Here is a 17,446-nt window from a genome sequence, read left to right on the forward strand (position 1 = left end):
TTTTATCCCGCGCTCTGCGCCGCTTGCTGTCCGGGCGGCGCGGCCTGTTGGAGATTTGACGATGCGCATGTTCCATCCTGCCGTTCTGGCCTCCCTCGGCTCGCTTGCCGCTGTCGCCGTGTCGGGCGCGATCGCCCAGGAGCAGACGCAGCCGGGCACGGATATCCCCGCCACAAACACCTTTGGCAGGTGGACCACCATCATCGATGCGCTCGACACCGGCCAGGATTCCCGCAAGACCTGCGCTGCCTCCACGGCCTTTGTCGATGGCGGCGGCAATGCCGGCACGCTGACGCTTTCGATCTCGACCGGCGACGCGCTGCCGCCCGATGCCTATCCCGCGATCATGTTCACGATCGCCAACAAGGAGCTGCCGACCGGCAAGAAGATCGCCGCGACCTTCGGTGACCCCGGCGTCAAGGTTTCCGCGACCGTCTATTCCAATGATGCCGGCCGCCCGAGCTGGACCGTCGACAACCAGGCCAAGACCAGTCTCGCTTTGTTGCGGGCCATGCGCCAGGTCATCTCGCTCGATGTGACGTTCGGCAAGCAGGCTGTCGCCAGCATCCCGATGGATGGCTTCACCAAGGCCTACCGCAACCTCGGAACGTCCTGCGGCTTCCCGACCAAGGACGTCGCCCCCTGACATATCTGGCGCGGCTGGCAATTTTCCTCCCGCCTCGCTATCTCTGAGGGCGCGAGCGGCCGTTGCCGAACCTTTGCCGTCCCGGCAAAAACCTCTAAGCCTATCGTTCCGCCAGAATCGCCAACCCGAAGGCTCTCCATGCGCTGTCCCTATTGCCAGTCCGAAGATACGCAGGTGAAGGATTCGCGCCCCGCCGAGGATGGCGCCGCGATCCGCCGGCGGCGCGTTTGCCCCGATTGCGGTGGCCGTTTCACCACTTTCGAGCGCGTCCAGTTGCGGGACCTCGTGGTGGTCAAGAAGTCCGGCAGAAAGGTGCCGTTCGACCGCGACAAGCTCTTGCGTTCGGTGGAGATCGCGGTGCGCAAGCGCAATGTCGATCCCGAGCGCATCGACCGCGCCGTCACCGGCATCGTGCGCCAGCTCGAAAGCTCCGGCGAGACGGAAATCGCCTCGGGCGAGGTCGGCCGGCTCGTGATGGAAGCGCTGAAGTCGCTCGACGACGTCGCCTATGTCCGCTTCGCCTCTGTCTATCGCAATTTCCGTGAGGCCAAGGATTTTCACGATGTGCTGGGTGAGCTCAAAGGTGACGAACTCAAAGGCGACGAGCTGAAGAGCGAAGAGGACGCCGGCTGAGCATGGCAAGCCAAACGTCAGGGAAGGCCGATCAGCAGGCCCTCGATCGCCGCTTCATGGCCGCAGCGCTGAGGCTCTCGCGCAGAAATGCCGGCCGCACCTCGACCAACCCTTCGGTCGGCACCATCATCGTTCGCGACGATGGCGCCGGCCCGATGATCGTCGGCACCGGCGTCACCGCTGTTGGCGGCCGGCCGCATGCCGAGACCGAAGCGCTGGCTGAAGCCGGCGAGTTGGCGCGCGGTGCCACCGCCTATGTCACGCTGGAGCCCTGCGCCCACCATGGCCGCACGCCGCCTTGCGCCAACGCGCTGGTCAATGCCGGAGTGGCGCGGGTCGTCGGCGCCGCCAGCGATCCCGATCCGCGCGTCTCCGGCAAAGGCTATGCCATCCTGCGCGCCGCCGGCATCGAAGTGGTCGAAAAGGTGCTGGCCGAGGAAGCCGCCGAGCAGATGGCCGGCTATTTGATTCGGTCCCTGAAAAAGCGCCCGGAAGTGATTCTGAAGCTTGCGCTTTCCAGCGACGGCAAGATCGGCAGGCACGGCGCCGGCCAGGTCGCGATCACCGGCGATATCGCCCGCCGCGAAGTCTATCTGATGCGCGCCGAAGCCGATGGCATACTGGTCGGCATCGGCACGACGCTGGAGGATGATCCGGCGCTCACCGTCCGGCTGCCGGGGCTGGAGAACCGCTCGCCGGCGCGCATCGTGCTCGACCGCCAGATCAGGCTGCCCGAAGCCTCGAAGCTGGTCTCCGGCATCGACCGGGTGCCGCTCTATATCGCCGCGAGCCTGGAGGCCGACCCGCTGCGGCGGTCGGTGCTGGAGCGTGCCGGTGTGCGCTTCATCGGCACCGAAACCCATGAAGGCGGCATTGCCTTGCCGGAGCTGCTCGAGGATCTCGGCGCGCTCGGCATGGCCAGCGTTCTGGTCGAAGGCGGCGCCAAGGTAGCCAGCGCCTTCCTCGCCGAAGGACTGGTCGACCGCATCGTGCTGTTCCAGGGACCGGAAGCGATCGGCGAGGGCGGCATTGCGTCGCCCATCGACGCCAACCATATCCCGGCAGGCTTCCGCAAGTTGCGCGAGATACGCTTCGGGGAAGACAGCTATGCCGAATGGGTGAGAGATATCTGAAATGTTCACTGGAATTGTCACCGATATCGGCACCGTCGCGGCCGTCAAGCCGCTGAGCGAAGGCGTCGGCCTGCGCATCGACACCGGCTATGACCCCGCGACGATCGCCATCGGTGCCTCGATCTCCTGCGGCGGCGTCTGCCTGACGGTGACGGCGCTGCCAGATGGCGGGTCCAACGCACGCTGGTTCGAGGTCGAAGCCTGGGAAGAGGCCCTCAGGCTGACCACGGCGTCGGGCTGGAAATCAGGCACCAAGGTCAATCTCGAGCGGGCACTGAAGATCGGCGACGAACTCGGCGGGCACATCGTGTCGGGCCATGTCGACGGCATGGCCGAAATCATCGAGCGCAAGGATGAAGGCGATGCGGTGCGCTTTACGCTGGAGGCGCCGCGCGAACTGGCGAGATTCATCGCGCCAAAAGGCTCGGTCGCACTTGATGGCACCTCGCTTACCGTCAACAAGGTCGAGGGCACCCGTTTCGACGTGCTTCTGATCCACCATTCGCTGACCGTGACCACTTGGGGCGAGCGCAAGGTCGGCGACAAGGTCAACCTCGAGATCGACACCATGGCCCGCTACGCCGCGCGCCTAGTCGAGGCGGCGAAAGAGGGGCTTTGATGGCCGCAAGACTCACAATCGAACAGAAAAAGCGGCTTACGCGCGAAGCAATGTCCGATGTAGACGGGGGTCGTGTAGTGGATCACGAAGCTGTTCTCGTCTGGGCTGAAAGCCTCTGCAGCGAGTGGCCGCTACCGACGCCCAGCCCAAAGACGCGCTAGGCCAGGCTTCGCCTCCAGCAATCTTCCGCTTGCGATCAAACCGGCTTCGGCCTAAGTCACCGGCTACCCCCGGAGACATTTATGGCTGGCACATCCCAACACGGCAAAGCGTTCATTCGCCCGAAGAAGAAGGCCCACCTTCTGATCATCGAGGCGCGCTTTCATGACGATCTTGCCGACGCACTGCTCGACGGCGCGACGAGCGCGCTCGACGAAGCTAGCGCGACCTATGACGTCGTCACCGTTCCCGGTTCGCTGGAAATTCCAGCCGTGATCACTTTTGCGCTCGACGGCATGGGCGAGGGCGGCAAGGACTATGATGGTTTTGTCGCGCTCGGCACCATCATCCGCGGCGACACTTATCATTTCGATATCGTCGCCAATGAATCGAGTCGCGCGCTGATGGATCTCTCGGTCCAGGAAGCGATTGCGATCGGCAACGGCATCCTGACCACCGAGAACGACGCGCAGGCCTGGACGCGCGCCAAGCGCTCGGAGGGTGACAAGGGCGGCTTTGCCGCGCGCGCGGCGCTGACCATGATCGCGCTCAAAGAGAAGCTGGGAGCGCAATCGTGAGCGAACCCGCTTCGCCCGGCCAGCCCGCGATACGCCACGCCAACAAGCGTGGCGCCGCCCGTCTGGCCGCCGTGCAGGCGCTTTACCAGATGGACGTGGCCGGCAGCGGCGTCTTCGAGATCACCGCCGAATACGAGGCGTTCCGGCTCGGCAAGGAAGTCGACGGCGCGCTTTATCGGGAGGCCGACGCGCAGTGGTTCCGCGCCATCCTGGCCGGCGTCGTCGAGAACCAGACGACCATCGATCCGATCATACGCCAGGCGCTGACGGAAGACTGGCCGCTGTCCAGACTCGATTCGACGTTGCGCGCCATCCTGCGCGCTGGCGTCTACGAACTGATGAAGCGCGACGACGTGCCGGTGGCCGTCATCGTTTCGGAATATGTCGACATCGCCAAGGCCTTCTACGAGGAAGACGAGCCGAAGCTGACCAACGCCGTGCTCGACCGTGTGTCGCGCCGGGTGCGGGGCGAGGGGCGCGGCAAGGACGCATTGTGACCGGCACCGTCCCCGGCGCAGCAAGGGAAGCGCGCCGCACGGCGATCATCCTGGCGACGTCGCAGGCGATTATCGGTTCGGCCGCGCCGATTGCCATTTCCATGGGCGGGCTGGCCGGGCAATATCTGCTTGGCCCCGATAAGTCGCTGGCAACGGCGCCAATCACCGGCTTCAACATCGGCGTGGCGCTCGGCGCGTTGCCGGCCGCGGCCATCATCCGCTGGCTCGGCCAGCGCGGCGGCTTCATGACCGGCACCATCGTGACCGCGCTTGGCGGCGTCATCTCCACGCTGGCACTGTTCCACGCCAGCTTCTGGCTGTTCGCTTTCGCCCTGCTGGTGATCGGCGTCGGCGGCGCCTTCGTCCAGCAGTTCCGCTTCGCCGCCGCCGATAATGCTCCGCCCGAATTCAAGGCGCGCGCCATTTCCTTCGTGCTGGCCGGCGGCGTCATCACCGCGATCCTCGGGCCGCAGATCGTCATCTTCACCCGCGAATTGCTGGCGCCGGTGATGTTTGCCGGCTCGTTCGTGGCCATTCCGGTTCTGGCGGCGGCCGGCGCCATCATCCTGTCATTCCTGCGCATCCCGGCCAAGGCTCCCGGCCACGCGGAAGTCGCGTCAAGCGACGCCCGGCCGCTGTCCGATATCGTCACCCGGCCGCGTTTTGTCGCGGCGCTGTTTTGCGCCGTCGGCAGCTATGCGCTGATGAGTTTCGTCATGACCGGCGCGCCGCTGGCCATGGTCGGCTGCGGCCTGTCGACAGACGACGCCACGCTCGGCATTTCCTGGCATGTGATGGCGATGTTTGCGCCGAGCTTCTTCACCGGATCGCTGATCCATCGCTTCGGCGCCGAACGCATCGTCGCCACCGGCCTGGTCCTGCTCATCGGCTGCGCCGCGGTGGCATTGTCCGGCCTGCATTTGTGGCAGTTCTGGACGGCGCTGATCCTGCTTGGCCTCGGCTGGAATTTTGCCTTCATCGGCGCCACCTCCATGGTCGCCGACAGCTACCATCCGTCCGAAAAGAGCAAGGTGCAGGGCTTCCACGACTTCGTCCTGTTCGGCTCCGTCGCCTTCGCCTCGCTAATGTCGGGCGCCATCTACAATGCCTGGGGCTGGGAGATGCTGAACTGGCTGGTTTTCCCGGTCGTCGCCCTCTGCTTCGTCGCCCTTGGCGCGCTCAAACTGACCGGATCGCGCAAAGCCCGCGCCTGATCCGGTTCTATCTTTGGCTTGGCACGACGTGTCAGCATGGCGGCGGCCGAAATCGCGGCGACCGCACAAAATTATTGCGTCTGTACCCATTGTTATGAAACCGTGTGCCCCGACGGGGCGTTGAAGCCATGCTCATATGCGGCCACCGCATTTCGGTCCAAAGCAAGGGGTTTTCACAATGTTTTCAGTCAAGATTCTGGCCGGCGCGGCGTTGGCGCTCGGCATCACGGCCGCCTCCGCCAATGCCCAGGTGGTCGTCTCCTCGAAGATCGACACCGAGGGCGGCGTGCTCGGCAACATCATCCAGCTTGTGCTCAACGCCAACAACATCAAGACCACCGACCGCATCCAGCTCGGCGGCACGCCGGTGGTACGCAAGGCGATCACTGCCGGCGAGATCGACATCTATCCCGAGTACACCGGCAATGCCGCTTTCTTCTTCGAGAAGGCCGACGATCCGGTCTGGAAGGATGCCGCCAAGGCCTATGAGACCGCCAAGAAGCTCGACTATGACGCCAACAAGATCGTCTGGCTGTCGCCGTCACCGGCCAACAACACCTGGGCGATCGCGCTGCGCAAGGAGATTGCCGAGACCAACAAGCTGGCGACCCTGACCGACTTCGGCAAATACGTCGCCGGCGGCGGCACGGTGGTTTTGGCGGCGTCGGCCGAGTTCGTCAATTCGGCGGCAGCCCTGCCGGCGTTCCAGACCACTTACGGCTTCACGCTGAAGCCGGAGCAGTTGATCACGCTTTCGGGCGGCGACACCGCCGCGACAATCGGTGCTGCCGCCAACCAGACCAACGGCGCCAACGCCGCCATGGTATACGGCACCGACGGCGGCATCGCGCCGTCCGGCCTGGTCGTGCTCGCCGACGACAAGGGCGTGCAGCCGGTCTACCAGCCGGCGCCGATCATCCGCGAAGCGGTGCTGAAAGAGCATCCGGAGATCGAGACGCTGTTGAAGCCGGTGTTCGCCAAGCTCGACCTCGTCACGCTGCAGGAACTCAACGGCCGCGTCCAGGTCGGCGGCGAGCCGGTCAAGGGTGTCGCCGAGGACTTTTTGAAGAAGAACGGGTTTTTGAAGTAGTCAGCGCATAGCTGATCGTGACGCTGGTGCGAGACACCCCTCTCTGGAAGCTGCTGATCTCCCCCCTTGCGGGGGAGATGTCCGGCAGGACAGAGGGGGGTGCTGTCCCGCCGACCTCACAACCGGTAGCAGGTGCGTGCCTCGACAGGGTTGCTTCTGAACAAGCCGACGCTCGAAAGCTGGCGATCCTTCACACCCCCCTCTGGCCTGCCGGCCATCTCCCCCGCAAGGGGGGAGATCGGATTTCGCGTCGGCTTTCGCCGATCACCGGCGTAGTCTGCGCAACGTGGAAAATCGCTCCTCATGAGGGGCATCCATGACCCTGCGTTTCGACAAGCTCGGCGTGGTTATCGCGGCGATCGTTGCCTATGCGGCGTTTCTGGCCCCGTTCGCCACCTTCCGCGCCAATCGTATCGTTCCCGGTCAGGCGCGCTCGATCCTCGAGGCGCTGCCGGCCACAGTCGGGCCGCTGCTGCTGGCGGTCGTCGTCGTGGCCGCAATTGTTGCGTTGCTGAAAACCCCACTTGTCCTGCGCCTGGCTGCAAGCGTCGTGGCGCTCGCCGCCCTTGCCATCCTGATCGGTGTCGCCGGCACCTTCCTGATGCCGGCCGGCAACACCTTCGCCCGCATCTCGCCGGCTTCCGGCTTCTGGCTGTTGATCTTTGCCTTCACATTGTTGCTCGCCGACGTGCTGACCAGGCTCAACCTGTCGCCACCGGCCCGCATCGGCGTGCTCGTCCTCGCGGCGCTGGCCATCGGCTTGTTGCTGATATCGGGGCAGTGGGACAGCCTGTCGATCCTCAAGGAATATGCAAACCGCGCCGATAGTTTCTGGGCCGAAGGCTCCAAGCACATCACACTGGCGCTGGGGTCGCTGGCGGCGGCGGTGATCGTCGGCCTGCCGCTCGGCATTCTATGCCATCGCGTCGAACGGTTGCGCGCCGGTGTGCTCAACGTGCTCAACATCGTCCAGACCATACCCTCGATCGCGCTGTTCGGCCTGCTGATCGCACCGCTCGGCTGGGTCGCCACCCATGTTCCGGGTGCCGCAGCGCTCGGTATCAGAGGCATCGGCACCGCGCCCGCCTTCGTTGCCTTGTTCCTCTATTCGCTGCTGCCGGTGGTGGCCAACACCGTGGTCGGGCTTGCCGGCGTACCCCGCGCGGCCAATGATGCAGCGCGCGGCATGGGCATGACCGATGGCCAGCGCCTGTTCGGCATCGAGTTTCCGTTGGCCTTTCCGGTGATCCTCACCGGCATCCGCATCGTGCTGGTGCAGAACATCGGCCTGGCCACCATCGCCGCACTGATCGGCGGCGGCGGCTTTGGCGTCTTCGTCTTCCAGGGCGTCGGCCAGACCGCAATGGACCTGGTGCTGCTCGGCGCCGTGCCGACGGTGGCGCTGGCCTTCGCCGCGGCCATCATCCTCGACGCAGTGATCGAAATGACCGCCACTAGGCGCAGGGTTGAAACGGCATGATCGAGATCGAAGGCATTACCAAGCGCTATGACGCGACGACCGTGGTCGACGACGTGTCCATGGTCGTCGAGCCGCGCACGGTTTGCGTCATTGTCGGTACCTCCGGTTCCGGCAAGACGACGCTGCTGCGAATGATCAACCGGCTGGTCGAGCCGACCGCCGGCGTCATCAAGCTCGACGGCAACGACAACCGCACGCTGCCCGGCTACGAGCTGCGCCGCAGCATCGGCTACGCTATCCAGGGCCACGGCCTGTTCCCGCACCGCACCGTTGCGCAGAACATCGCCACCGTGCCGGTCCTGCTGGGCTGGGACAAGGACCGCATCAAGGCCCGCGTCGATGAGTTGATGACACTCTACCAGCTCGACCCCGAGGCCTATGGCCCGCGCTACCCGCACGAACTGTCCGGCGGGCAACAGCAGCGTGTCGGCGTCGCCCGCGCGCTCGCCGCCGAGCCCAATGTGCTTCTGATGGACGAACCGTTCGGCGCACTCGACCCGATCATCCGCACCAAGGCGCAGGAGGACCTGCTGGCAATCCAGAAGCGCTTCGGCACCACCATCATCCTCGTCACCCACGACATGGAGGAGGCGGTCCATATGGGCGACAAGATCGCCGTCATGGATGCCGGAAAGCTGGTGCAATACGCCAAGCCGGAAGAGATCCTGGCGCGGCCGGCGAACGCCTTCGTCGAAACCCTGGTCGGCGCCAGCGAAAAGCCGTTCCGGCTCTTGTCGCTCGGCCGCGTGCGCGAGGCCGTGGAAAAGGGGACTGCCGAAGGCGAGGCGATCCCAGGCGACGCCAGCCAGCGCGACGCGCTGGCCGAGCTTCTGTGGTCCGGCCGGCCGGCGCTGCCGGTCAAGGGCGAAGACGGCAAGCCTCTCGGCCGCGTCACCGTCGACGGGCTGGTGAAGCGCGCGGCGAGACCGGCATGAAAGGGGCCGGTCTAAAAGCCTGGCTGCCTTCGCTGCTCAGGCTTGCCCTGGTGGTGCTTCTCATAGCCTTCGTCACCAATCCCGGCTGGTTCGAGCCGCTGTTGAAGCCGCTGACCGAAAACAATGCGCCGGCGATCTACAATCAGGGCAGCCTGCTGACGCTGACCCTGGTGCATCTCAGGACCGTGCTGATCGCTACCGTCGCCGCAACCATCGTTGCCGTGGCGCTTGCCATCCTGGTGACCAGGCCGGCGGGCGCCGAATTCCTGCCGCTGTCGCGCAGTCTGGTCAATATCGGCCAGACCTTTCCGCCGGTGGCGGTGCTGGCGCTGGCGGTGCCCGCCGTCGGTTTCGGCGAGAAGCCGACGCTGATTGCGCTGTTTCTCTACGGCCTGCTGCCGATCTTCGAGAACGCGCTGACCGGCCTCACGACGCTGCAGGGCAACATCATGGAGGCCGCGCGCGGCGCCGGCATGACCGGCTGGCAAAGGCTGATCAAGGTTGAATTGCCGCTGAGTGCGCCGATCATTCTGGGCGGCATAAGGCTGTCGGTGGTGATCAGCCTGGCCACGGCGACGATCGGTTCGACGGTTGCCGCCAAGACGCTGGGCGAGGTGATCATCGCCGGCCTGCTGTCCAACAATCTCGCCTTCGTCCTGCAAGGCGGCCTGATCGTCGCGGCGCTGGCGGTGCTGATCTATGACGGACTGTCCGCCATCGAGCGCTACACGGCGCGCAAGATGGGGCAGGAGACTGGCGACTGACCTTCGCTGGACTGCGGGCAAAGCATTGACCGACGCAGCGTCATTTCAACCGATCTAATAGCAAGGCATCGGCCACGGGAATGTTGTGGCCTAAACCTTTTGGCTGAAAGCGGGGCAAAAACCGAACAATATCTTGACGTTCCGAGCCCTGTTTCGCATACACCGCTGCGAAGGACGGATTCCGCCTAGGCTTTCCGCTCCCCGCACCAACGGCCCAGGGAGGGGTTCTTTTGGGCCATCAATCGAGGAAAATTCGGCAATGACCATCATTTCTGCCGTCATCGCCTGCGGCTTGCTTTCAATCCTTTACGCCATCTGGGCGACACGATCGGTTCTTGCAGCCGATCAGGGCAACGCACGCATGCAGGAAATCTCCGCCGCCATCCGCGAAGGCGCGCAAGCCTATCTGGCGCGCCAGTACACCACCATCGCCATCGTCGGCGTGGTCGTGCTCGTGCTCGCCTGGTGGCTGCTCTCGATCACCGCCGCGGTCGGCTTCCTGATCGGCGCCGTGCTTTCGGGCGCCGCCGGTTTCATCGGCATGCACGTCTCGGTGCGCGCCAATGTGCGCACCGCGCAGGCGGCGTCCAACAGCCTCGCCGCCGGTCTCGACATCGCCTTCAAGTCGGGCGCCATCACCGGTATGCTGGTGGCTGGCCTGGCGCTGCTCGGCGTGTCGATTTACTACTATATTCTGACCGGCCCGATGGGCCTGCAGCCCAATGACCGCATCGTCATCGATGCGCTGGTTTCGCTCGGCTTCGGCGCTTCGCTGATCTCGATCTTCGCCCGTCTGGGCGGCGGCATCTTCACCAAGGGCGCCGACGTCGGCGGCGATCTCGTGGGCAAGGTCGAAGCCGGTATTCCCGAAGACGATCCGCGCAACCCGGCCACCATCGCCGACAATGTCGGCGATAATGTCGGTGATTGCGCCGGCATGGCCGCCGACCTCTTCGAGACCTATGCGGTGACCGTCGTTGCCACCATGGTGCTGGCTGCCATCTTCTTCGGCGGAACCGCCGCTCTGGGTGCGGCGATGCTCTATCCGATCGCCATCTGCGGCGCCTGTATCCTGACCTCGATCGTCGGCACCTTCTTCGTCAAGCTCGGTTCCAACGGCTCGATCATGGGCGCCCTCTACAAAGGCCTGATCGTCACCGGCCTGCTGTCGATCGTCGGTCTCGGCGTCGCTACCTCGGCAACCGTCGGCTGGGGCGAGGTCGGCACCGTCGCCGGCATGACCATCATCGGCAAGAACCTGTTCATCTGCGGCCTGATCGGTCTCGTTGTGACCGGTCTTATCGTGGTGATCACCGAATACTATACCGGCACCAACAAGCGCCCGGTGAACTCCATCGCCCAGGCCTCGGTGACCGGTCACGGCACCAACGTCATCCAGGGACTTGCGGTGTCGCTCGAATCGACCGCACTGCCGGCAATCGTCATCGTCGGCGGCATCATCTCGACCTACCAGCTCGCCGGCCTGTTCGGGACGGCGATCGCGGTCACCACCATGCTCGGCCTTGCCGGCATGATCGTCGCCCTCGACGCCTTCGGCCCGGTCACCGACAATGCCGGCGGCATTGCCGAAATGGCCGGCCTGCCCAAGGAAGTGCGCCACTCCACCGACGCGCTCGACGCGGTCGGCAACACCACCAAGGCGGTGACCAAGGGCTATGCCATCGGTTCGGCCGGCCTCGGCGCGCTGGTGCTGTTTGCGGCCTATTCGAACGATTTGAAGTTCTTTGCCGCCAATGGCGACAAATATCCATACTTCCAGGGCATGGGCGATGTCTCCTTCGACCTCTCCAATCCGTATGTTGTCGCCGGCCTGATCTTTGGCGGCCTGATCCCGTACCTGTTCGGCGGCATCGCCATGACGGCGGTCGGCCGCGCGGCGGGCGCCATCGTCGAGGAGGTGCGCAAGCAGTTCCGCGAGGACCCGGGCATCATGGCCGGCACCTCCAAGCCGAACTATGCCCGCGCCGTCGACCTTCTGACCAAGGCGGCGATCCGCGAAATGATCATCCCCTCGCTGCTGCCGGTGCTGGCGCCGCTCGTCGTCTATTTCGGCGTGCAGCTGATCTCGGGCTCCAAGGCGTCCGCCTTTGCGGCACTCGGCGCCTCGTTGCTCGGCGTCATCGTCAACGGCCTGTTCGTCGCCATCTCGATGACTTCGGGCGGCGGCGCCTGGGACAATGCCAAGAAGTCGTTCGAGGACGGTTTTGTCGACAAGGACGGCGTCAAGCACCTCAAGGGGTCCGAAGCGCACAAGGCTTCGGTCACCGGCGACACGGTTGGCGATCCCTACAAGGACACCGCCGGCCCGGCGGTCAACCCGGCAATCAAGATCACCAACATCGTGGCGCTTCTGCTGCTGGCCGTGCTCGCGCACGGCTAAGGCAACGCCACTGCTTCAGGAACAAACCCGCGGGAGCGATCCCGCGGGTTTTTGTTTGAGATTTACGCTGGTGGCAGTCAACCCTCATCCGGCTCGGTGCCGGCATCGCCGCGCTTGCTGTAGCGATCGAGCAATTCGCTCACGCCAGGTTCGCGCTCAGGCATCGGCGCCAGGCCACGCAGGCGCCGCAGCTTGGCAAGGAAGGCGCCTCGCTTATACTTGCGGCGGAAGGCGCGGGCGCGGGGATGGATGCCAAGAGCCGCCATCAGCCTGCGCCTGAGATAACTCGATGCCGCCAGGCGAATGGGTTCGCCCGCGCAGCCAAGGATTTTCACGCGCAAGGCGTCCGGCGTCTGCATGGCGTCCAGAAGATCCTTCTGTTCCTGCGCATTGTCGCCGAGATAGGAACCCTTGCGTATGCCGGAATGCAGCTTGATCACCGTGAGGTGCGGCATCGTCGCGATCACCGCGCCCTTTCGCCATGCCCGAAACAGCCAGTCCTGCGAGCTTTCGCAAAAGCACTGGCTGGCGGGTCGCCAAGGTCCGAGCAGGCTGAACGAAGCGCGGCGAAACATGTGTGCTGAGCCAAATCCTTCCGTCGTGACGGGGTCGTAAAAACCATCCTTGCCGATCCCGAAGATCGAATTGACAGGATTGCCGGCCGCCGACGGCGGCTGGATGACGGCACCGCGCGCCAGCACCACGTCGGCGCCCGAGGCGTCGATCCAGCCGGTCATCGCCGCCAAATGGTCGGGAAACCACAGATCGTCGTGGTTGAGCAAGGCGACGAAGCGGCCACGCGCCCTGGCAAAGCCGATATTGTTGGGACCGGACTGTTCGCCGAAATTGACAGGAAGATCGATGTAGACGATGCGGGCATCGCCAAATTCAGCGACAACGGCCGCCGTATCCGGCCTGCAATCGTCGCCGATGACCAAGGCTTCCCAGCCTTGCAACGTCTGGCGCATGACGCTGGTCAATGCCTGCCGCAGTGCTGCCGGCCGGTTGTGCGTCGCGATCACGATCGAAACCAGCGGTTCGCCGCCGGCCTGATCGCGCTGCGCCGATGCTTCCACGCTACACCAGTCTGTAGGGAATGTGGTCGGTGTCTGGCGGCAGGCGCCAATGGTCGGGCTGATCGTAGGCATAGGCCTTGTCGACGAGGTTGAGCAGCACCGCCGTCTCCGCTCCGAGCGAAACAACACCGTGCCATATTCCGGGTGGAATGATGACGACCGCCGGGCGCAACGGGCCGATAATCTTGTGCCAGACGGCGCCGAAGGTCGGCGAGGCCTTGCGTCCGTCAAACAGCGAAATGCGAACGCTGCCGACGCAGCAGAACAGCCGGTCGGTGGTCACCGCGTGTGCATGCCAGCCCGTCACCGCGCCGGCATACAAGGTGCGTTGGAAGACCTGGCCGACCGGCTCCGAATCGAGCTCCCACTCCTCGCGAAAGATCTCGGTCAGATAGCCGGTGGAGGTTGCGACCGGCCTGATCTCCTTGACCCTCACGCCATCGATCGCCACCGGCTCGATGGGTATCCAGTCAGGCGTGACCACCTGGCCGTCAGCCGTTCCGGTCGCCATCCAGCCTGTCGGTTTTGTCCGGGTTTTTTCCGGCACGGATGCTCCTCCCAATTCAGCGTGATGCGCCATTGGCCAGCACGGTCTGATACGAATTTGACCGGTCGCTGGCAAGTACGCGTCAAGGTTTGCTGATAGGTTTCGATCTCACGGCACTTGATGTTTCCGACGCAATCGGAGGGCCGCATTGCCCAAAACATCGTTCCATCCTACCCAAGCCCGGACCGTTCGCCTGCTTTAATACCCCGGTCATTGGCCAGGACATTGCGATCGACGCGGTGTCGGGCTCGCCTCTGCGGCGATTTTGGCCAGGGAAACGACATTCGGGCAGGGAAAAGACATGGACATTTTCTTGATGGCGGCTTCGCTTGCGCTGGCTGGAATTATTGCCGGCATCTACGTCTCGGGCGTAATCCACGATTTTCGCATCGATGATCTTACCTCCGGCCAGTACATGGCCATGCATCAGATGCGCGACCGGACGTTTACCCGGGTGATGCCGTTCGTCAGGCTGACGACGCTGGTGCTGATCGCGGCGATGGCGATGTTTGCGGTCGATGCCGGCCTGCCGCGCATCCTGACCATCGTCGCCGCGGCGCTGGTGGTGATCGACATTGGCTTCACCGTCAGCCGTCAGGTGCCGCTCAACAAACAGGTGCAGAGCTGGACGTCGGTGACCATCCCCGATGATTGGGCGCAGACGCGCGACAGCTGGGCGGCCAACCACAATTTGCGCCTTGTGCTTGGACTGGCCGAATACGCCTGCCTGTTTGCCGCGGTCATCCTGACGCTCAGCCGGTGATTCAGTTTTTGCGGAACGCCGCGGCATGGGTCGGCACTTCTGCCGGCCGCCGCCGTTGAAAACAGGAGTATTGCCATGCTGCATCACGCTTCATTCAACGCCCGCGATCCGCAGGCCGTCGCCAGCGTCCTTGCCGAAATGCTTGTCGCCACCGCGGTTCGTGCGCCGTCGCCGCCATTTCCTGAGGGGGCATGGTTTGTCTGCCTCGGCGACGATTTCGGCTCGCTGATCGAAATCCTGCCGTGCGGCACGGTTCTGGACCAGCAAGCGCCGCTCGGCATCGGCTTCGACCCGAACATGCGCCTGCGCTCCGGCTCGCATGTGCTGCTCAGCACGCCCAATTCGACCGAAACCATCCAGGGCATTGCCGCCCGCATGGGCTGGCATAGCGAGCTGATCGATGCCCGCCTGTTCAAGGTGCTCAAGGTCTGGGTCGAGGACGAAACTGGTCGAATTCCTGACGCCCGAGATCGCACCGCTATACCGCGCGACATTCGCCTGGGGCGGCATGGCGACACTCGACGCCAAGCTGCGCGAGCTGGAGAGCCAGATGGCGGCAGCGCTTGCCGCCAAGGCGGCGAACCAGTCGGGCCGCAAGGATGAGCAACTGGCCGATACGATGAGTCCGTGAGCCCCGACGCCTTCCGATGAGAGCTCCTGGACGGCCGCCGAGGTCAACCGGCGCCGGTGTTGTCGCCGGCTTCCGCCTTCAGCCAGTTGATGAACGATCTGGCAGGCTCCCAGGCGGAGATGGACGGGTGGACGACGACGTAGTGGTTCCAGTTCGTCGGTATGTCCGTCGTCAGGAGGCGGACGAGCCTGCCGGTCCGCAAATCGCACTCGACCAGCGACTTCCTCGCGATAGCGACGCCCAGACCGCTCGCCGCCGCTTCGACCGCCAACAAGGTGCCATTCAGATTCATGCCGTCGCCAACCGTATCCAGCGGCAGATTGTTTCTCTCGAACCAGTGGCGCCAATTGGCGCCGCTCTCGTCATTTTCGGCCGTCGTGTCGAGGATGCGGAACAGTCGCAGCACATCGTGCTGGTCTCTGACCGGGCCGTTGGCGGCGAGATAGTCGGGACTGACGACAGGAAAGATCGCATCTGCCATCAGCCATTCGGTCTCGACGGCCGGATAGTGTCCGCCGCCGAAACGCAATGCGATGTCGACTGTTCGCTGCGAAAGGTCGACGACTGCAAGATCCGCATTGATGTCGATCTCTGTTTCGGGATGCTTTTTGCGAAACCTGTGCAGGCGCGGGGCCAGCCAGCGTACGGCATGCGAAGGAATGGCAGTGACCCTCAGCCTCGTGCGCTCGTTGCGCGCGACACTCGCGACCGTGCTCTGGATTTCCAGCAATGCGCGTCGCACGCCCGCGGACAATCGTTCGCCTTCAAGCGTTAGTTCGACGCGGCGGACATGGCGGGTGAACAGAAGCACGCCGAGATCGGCTTCGAGATCGGCGATGCGGTGGCTGAGCGCGCTTGGCGTAACATTCAGCTCATCGCCGGCGCGCTTGAAGCTGCCCAGCCGGGCAATGACCTCGAAAGCACGAATGGATTCCAGTTGTGGAAGCCGTCTTGTCATTTGCCGTTACCCGATCCTGCCCCTGGGTTTCTTAGCATGAATGAACTAAGCTCATCCATAGCTTCGTAAATAGTCTTTTGTCCAAGTGCGCAAATCATTGTAGCCATCCACTGCCCCCCGATTGCCGCCGTCGGAATGAGAGGCCGTTCATGGAACGAGCCTCGACTACGAACGACAGTGAAATGAAGACAATCGCTTGGGAGTACCCCATGACTATTCGACCCCCCGAGTTTGCGTATGCGCGCTTTTCGACCGCCATGTGGCCGCGAGCGGAATGGCGAAACGTCTATTGCGACCTGTTGCGCCGGATGGTGACCGACATGGATTTTAACGTCACGGAGGAAAAGCTCTCCGTCGACGCGACCATCCTGCGGCTGCCGGGCGTCGGCATTGCCGATTCGAGGACCACCGCCTTCCGCACCATCCGTTCCCGCGCCATGGCCAAGGGGACCGATGATTACATTTTCTTCATGTGTCTGGAGGGCGCTGCCACCTTCTCGCATCTCGGCCGCGAGGCCAGCATCGAGGCCGGCCAGGCAATCCTTCTGTCCTCCTCTGATCCGCATGTGATCGAGCGGGCGATGTCGCATCATCTCTTCATCACCATCCCCAAGGCAGCCCTCGGGCCCATGGCTGCGAATGCGGATGCCGCCCTGATGACGCCGATGTCATGCGTGGGCGAAAAGTTCTTGCTGCTGACCAGCTATGTCCGTCTGCTGATGCAGGAGCCGAACCTGGCCGCATCCGAATTGCGCTGGCTTGCCGCCAAACACATACAGGACCTTGTCGCGGTCGTGGTCGGGGCAACGCAGGACGCCACTGAGGTCGCCGCAGGCCGCGGCATACGCGCCGCGCGGCTGCGCGCCATCAAAGCCGATATCGAAAGCAATCTGGCTTCCGGCGATGTCGGGTCCGACGCGCTGGCCGGGCGCCACCGCGTCAGCGCGCGCTATATCAGAAAGCTGTTCGAGGGTGAGGGTACCTCGCTGTCGCAGTTCGTGCTTGGCCGGCGGCTGGCGCTGGTTTGCAGCAAGCTATCCGACCTGCGCCTGGCACACCGCACCATCGGCGCCATCGCCTTCGACGCCGGCTTCGGCGATCTCTCGACCTTCAACCACGCCTTCCGCCGGCATTTCGGCATGACGCCTTCGGAAGCGCGGCAGAGTGCGGCTGTGCACCGCGCCTCGCTGGAGCCCGGCGGCCGAACAGGCCACGCGCGGCAAAGCGCGACGGGTGTTGCGGCCGCATGACCTCAAAACAAAAGCCCGCAGGATCGCTCCCGCGGGCTTTTGGTCGCCTGAGATGGTGTCGCTTCGGGGGAA

19 protein-coding genes are annotated in these 17,446 nt (G+C 64.2%); 16 read left to right on the plus strand and 3 right to left on the minus strand.

What is annotated here, in order from left to right; genetic code table 11:
* The first annotated feature begins 61 nt into the window (after positions 1 to 61).
* From NKJ77_RS20435 to NKJ77_RS20490, 13 genes are all read left to right on the plus strand, one after another.
* Positions 62 to 646, plus strand: a complete 585-nt coding sequence (locus tag NKJ77_RS20435) for an invasion associated locus B family protein (protein WP_023730852.1) — start codon at positions 62 to 64, stop codon at positions 644 to 646.
* Positions 647 to 784: 138 nt separating this feature from the next.
* Positions 785 to 1,279 (plus strand): transcriptional regulator NrdR, encoded by a 495-nt coding sequence (gene nrdR, locus NKJ77_RS20440; protein ID WP_023669351.1) that lies wholly within the window; start codon positions 785 to 787, stop codon positions 1,277 to 1,279.
* Positions 1,280 to 1,281: 2 nt separating this feature from the next.
* Positions 1,282 to 2,412 (plus strand): bifunctional diaminohydroxyphosphoribosylaminopyrimidine deaminase/5-amino-6-(5-phosphoribosylamino)uracil reductase RibD, encoded by a 1,131-nt coding sequence (gene ribD / locus NKJ77_RS20445; RefSeq protein WP_023831604.1) that lies wholly within the window; start codon positions 1,282 to 1,284, stop codon positions 2,410 to 2,412.
* A 1-nt stretch (position 2,413) separates the two neighbouring features.
* On the plus strand, positions 2,414 to 3,031 hold the full coding sequence (locus NKJ77_RS20450; protein ID WP_023831605.1) for a riboflavin synthase: 618 nt from the start codon (positions 2,414 to 2,416) through the stop codon (positions 3,029 to 3,031).
* A 50-nt stretch (positions 3,032 to 3,081) separates the two neighbouring features.
* Complete coding sequence (locus NKJ77_RS32410; protein ID WP_502904432.1) at positions 3,082 to 3,192, plus strand: hypothetical protein; 111 nt, start codon at positions 3,082 to 3,084, stop codon at positions 3,190 to 3,192.
* An 81-nt stretch (positions 3,193 to 3,273) separates the two neighbouring features.
* Entirely contained in the window at positions 3,274 to 3,768 is a 495-nt protein-coding gene (gene ribH / locus NKJ77_RS20455) for a 6,7-dimethyl-8-ribityllumazine synthase (RefSeq protein ID WP_023682391.1), read from the plus strand.
* On the plus strand, positions 3,765 to 4,265 hold the full coding sequence (gene nusB, locus NKJ77_RS20460; protein WP_023682390.1) for a transcription antitermination factor NusB: 501 nt from the start codon (positions 3,765 to 3,767) through the stop codon (positions 4,263 to 4,265). Before ribH ends, nusB begins: the two co-directional genes overlap by 4 nt.
* Positions 4,262 to 5,479, plus strand: a complete 1,218-nt coding sequence (locus NKJ77_RS20465; RefSeq protein WP_023682389.1) for an MFS transporter — start codon at positions 4,262 to 4,264, stop codon at positions 5,477 to 5,479. Before nusB ends, NKJ77_RS20465 begins: the two co-directional genes overlap by 4 nt.
* Positions 5,480 to 5,657: 178 nt before the next feature.
* Entirely contained in the window at positions 5,658 to 6,569 is a 912-nt protein-coding gene (gene osmF / locus NKJ77_RS20470; protein WP_023831606.1) for a glycine betaine ABC transporter substrate-binding protein OsmF, read from the plus strand.
* A 316-nt stretch (positions 6,570 to 6,885) separates the two neighbouring features.
* A complete protein-coding gene (locus tag NKJ77_RS20475; RefSeq protein WP_023833078.1) occupies positions 6,886 to 8,049 on the plus strand; it encodes an ABC transporter permease in 1,164 nt (387 codons plus the stop codon).
* Positions 8,046 to 8,984 (plus strand): ABC transporter ATP-binding protein, encoded by a 939-nt coding sequence (locus tag NKJ77_RS20480; protein WP_023833079.1) that lies wholly within the window; start codon positions 8,046 to 8,048, stop codon positions 8,982 to 8,984. The genes NKJ77_RS20475 and NKJ77_RS20480 overlap by 4 nt, the downstream gene beginning before the upstream one ends.
* Entirely contained in the window at positions 8,981 to 9,748 is a 768-nt protein-coding gene (locus NKJ77_RS20485) for an ABC transporter permease (protein ID WP_023833080.1), read from the plus strand. Before NKJ77_RS20480 ends, NKJ77_RS20485 begins: the two co-directional genes overlap by 4 nt.
* Before the next feature lie 259 nt (positions 9,749 to 10,007).
* On the plus strand, positions 10,008 to 12,149 hold the full coding sequence (locus NKJ77_RS20490) for a sodium-translocating pyrophosphatase (protein ID WP_352535647.1): 2,142 nt from the start codon (positions 10,008 to 10,010) through the stop codon (positions 12,147 to 12,149).
* 77 nt (positions 12,150 to 12,226) lie between these two features.
* Here the strand turns inward: NKJ77_RS20490 and NKJ77_RS20495 are convergent, their stop codons facing one another.
* Positions 12,227 to 13,225 (minus strand): glycosyltransferase family 2 protein, encoded by a 999-nt coding sequence (locus NKJ77_RS20495; protein ID WP_023833081.1) that lies wholly within the window; start codon positions 13,223 to 13,225, stop codon positions 12,227 to 12,229.
* Position 13,226: 1 nt separating this feature from the next.
* Positions 13,227 to 13,772, minus strand: coding sequence for a dTDP-4-dehydrorhamnose 3,5-epimerase family protein (locus tag NKJ77_RS20500; RefSeq protein ID WP_245259899.1), 546 nt, complete (start codon positions 13,770 to 13,772; stop codon positions 13,227 to 13,229).
* Between the two features lie 301 nt (positions 13,773 to 14,073).
* On the opposite strand from NKJ77_RS20500, the gene NKJ77_RS20505 reads away from it, so the two are divergent.
* A complete protein-coding gene (locus NKJ77_RS20505) occupies positions 14,074 to 14,535 on the plus strand; it encodes an anthrone oxygenase family protein (RefSeq protein WP_352535648.1) in 462 nt (153 codons plus the stop codon).
* A 75-nt stretch (positions 14,536 to 14,610) separates the two neighbouring features.
* Entirely contained in the window at positions 14,611 to 15,138 is a 528-nt protein-coding gene (locus NKJ77_RS20510) for a hypothetical protein (RefSeq protein ID WP_023700545.1), read from the plus strand.
* A gap of 71 nt (positions 15,139 to 15,209) precedes the next feature.
* Here NKJ77_RS20510 and NKJ77_RS20515 read toward each other — a convergent pair whose 3' ends face one another.
* Positions 15,210 to 16,124 (minus strand): LysR substrate-binding domain-containing protein, encoded by a 915-nt coding sequence (locus NKJ77_RS20515; RefSeq protein ID WP_352535649.1) that lies wholly within the window; start codon positions 16,122 to 16,124, stop codon positions 15,210 to 15,212.
* Between the two features lie 209 nt (positions 16,125 to 16,333).
* On the opposite strand from NKJ77_RS20515, the gene NKJ77_RS20520 reads away from it, so the two are divergent.
* Complete coding sequence (locus NKJ77_RS20520; RefSeq protein ID WP_352535650.1) at positions 16,334 to 17,374, plus strand: helix-turn-helix domain-containing protein; 1,041 nt, start codon at positions 16,334 to 16,336, stop codon at positions 17,372 to 17,374.
* The last annotated feature ends 72 nt before the right edge of the window (positions 17,375 to 17,446 follow it).

This window comes from Mesorhizobium sp. M0052, assembly GCF_040323255.1.
Classification (GTDB): Bacteria; Pseudomonadota; Alphaproteobacteria; order Rhizobiales; family Rhizobiaceae; genus Mesorhizobium.

What these genes read in the sequence shown, in the direction of transcription:
- NKJ77_RS20435 (WP_023730852.1), top strand. Translation starts at nt 62, where the DNA reads ATGCGCATGTTCCATCCTGCCGTTCTGGCCTCCCTCGGCTCGCTTGCC.
- nrdR (WP_023669351.1), top strand. Translation starts at nt 785, where the DNA reads ATGCGCTGTCCCTATTGCCAGTCCGAAGATACGCAGGTGAAGGATTCG.
- ribD (WP_023831604.1), top strand. Translation starts at nt 1,282, where the DNA reads ATGGCAAGCCAAACGTCAGGGAAGGCCGATCAGCAGGCCCTCGATCGC.
- NKJ77_RS20450 (WP_023831605.1), top strand. Translation starts at nt 2,414, where the DNA reads ATGTTCACTGGAATTGTCACCGATATCGGCACCGTCGCGGCCGTCAAG.
- NKJ77_RS32410 (WP_502904432.1), top strand. Translation starts at nt 3,082, where the DNA reads ATGTCCGATGTAGACGGGGGTCGTGTAGTGGATCACGAAGCTGTTCTC.
- ribH (WP_023682391.1), top strand. Translation starts at nt 3,274, where the DNA reads ATGGCTGGCACATCCCAACACGGCAAAGCGTTCATTCGCCCGAAGAAG.
- osmF (WP_023831606.1), top strand. Translation starts at nt 5,658, where the DNA reads ATGTTTTCAGTCAAGATTCTGGCCGGCGCGGCGTTGGCGCTCGGCATC.
- NKJ77_RS20475 (WP_023833078.1), top strand. Translation starts at nt 6,886, where the DNA reads ATGACCCTGCGTTTCGACAAGCTCGGCGTGGTTATCGCGGCGATCGTT.
- NKJ77_RS20480 (WP_023833079.1), top strand. Translation starts at nt 8,046, where the DNA reads ATGATCGAGATCGAAGGCATTACCAAGCGCTATGACGCGACGACCGTG.
- NKJ77_RS20485 (WP_023833080.1), top strand. Translation starts at nt 8,981, where the DNA reads ATGAAAGGGGCCGGTCTAAAAGCCTGGCTGCCTTCGCTGCTCAGGCTT.
- NKJ77_RS20490 (WP_352535647.1), top strand. Translation starts at nt 10,008, where the DNA reads ATGACCATCATTTCTGCCGTCATCGCCTGCGGCTTGCTTTCAATCCTT.
- NKJ77_RS20505 (WP_352535648.1), top strand. Translation starts at nt 14,074, where the DNA reads ATGGACATTTTCTTGATGGCGGCTTCGCTTGCGCTGGCTGGAATTATT.
- NKJ77_RS20510 (WP_023700545.1), top strand. Translation starts at nt 14,611, where the DNA reads ATGCTGCATCACGCTTCATTCAACGCCCGCGATCCGCAGGCCGTCGCC.
- NKJ77_RS20515 (WP_352535649.1), bottom strand. Translation starts at nt 16,124, where the DNA reads ATGACAAGACGGCTTCCACAACTGGAATCCATTCGTGCTTTCGAGGTC.
- NKJ77_RS20520 (WP_352535650.1), top strand. Translation starts at nt 16,334, where the DNA reads ATGACTATTCGACCCCCCGAGTTTGCGTATGCGCGCTTTTCGACCGCC.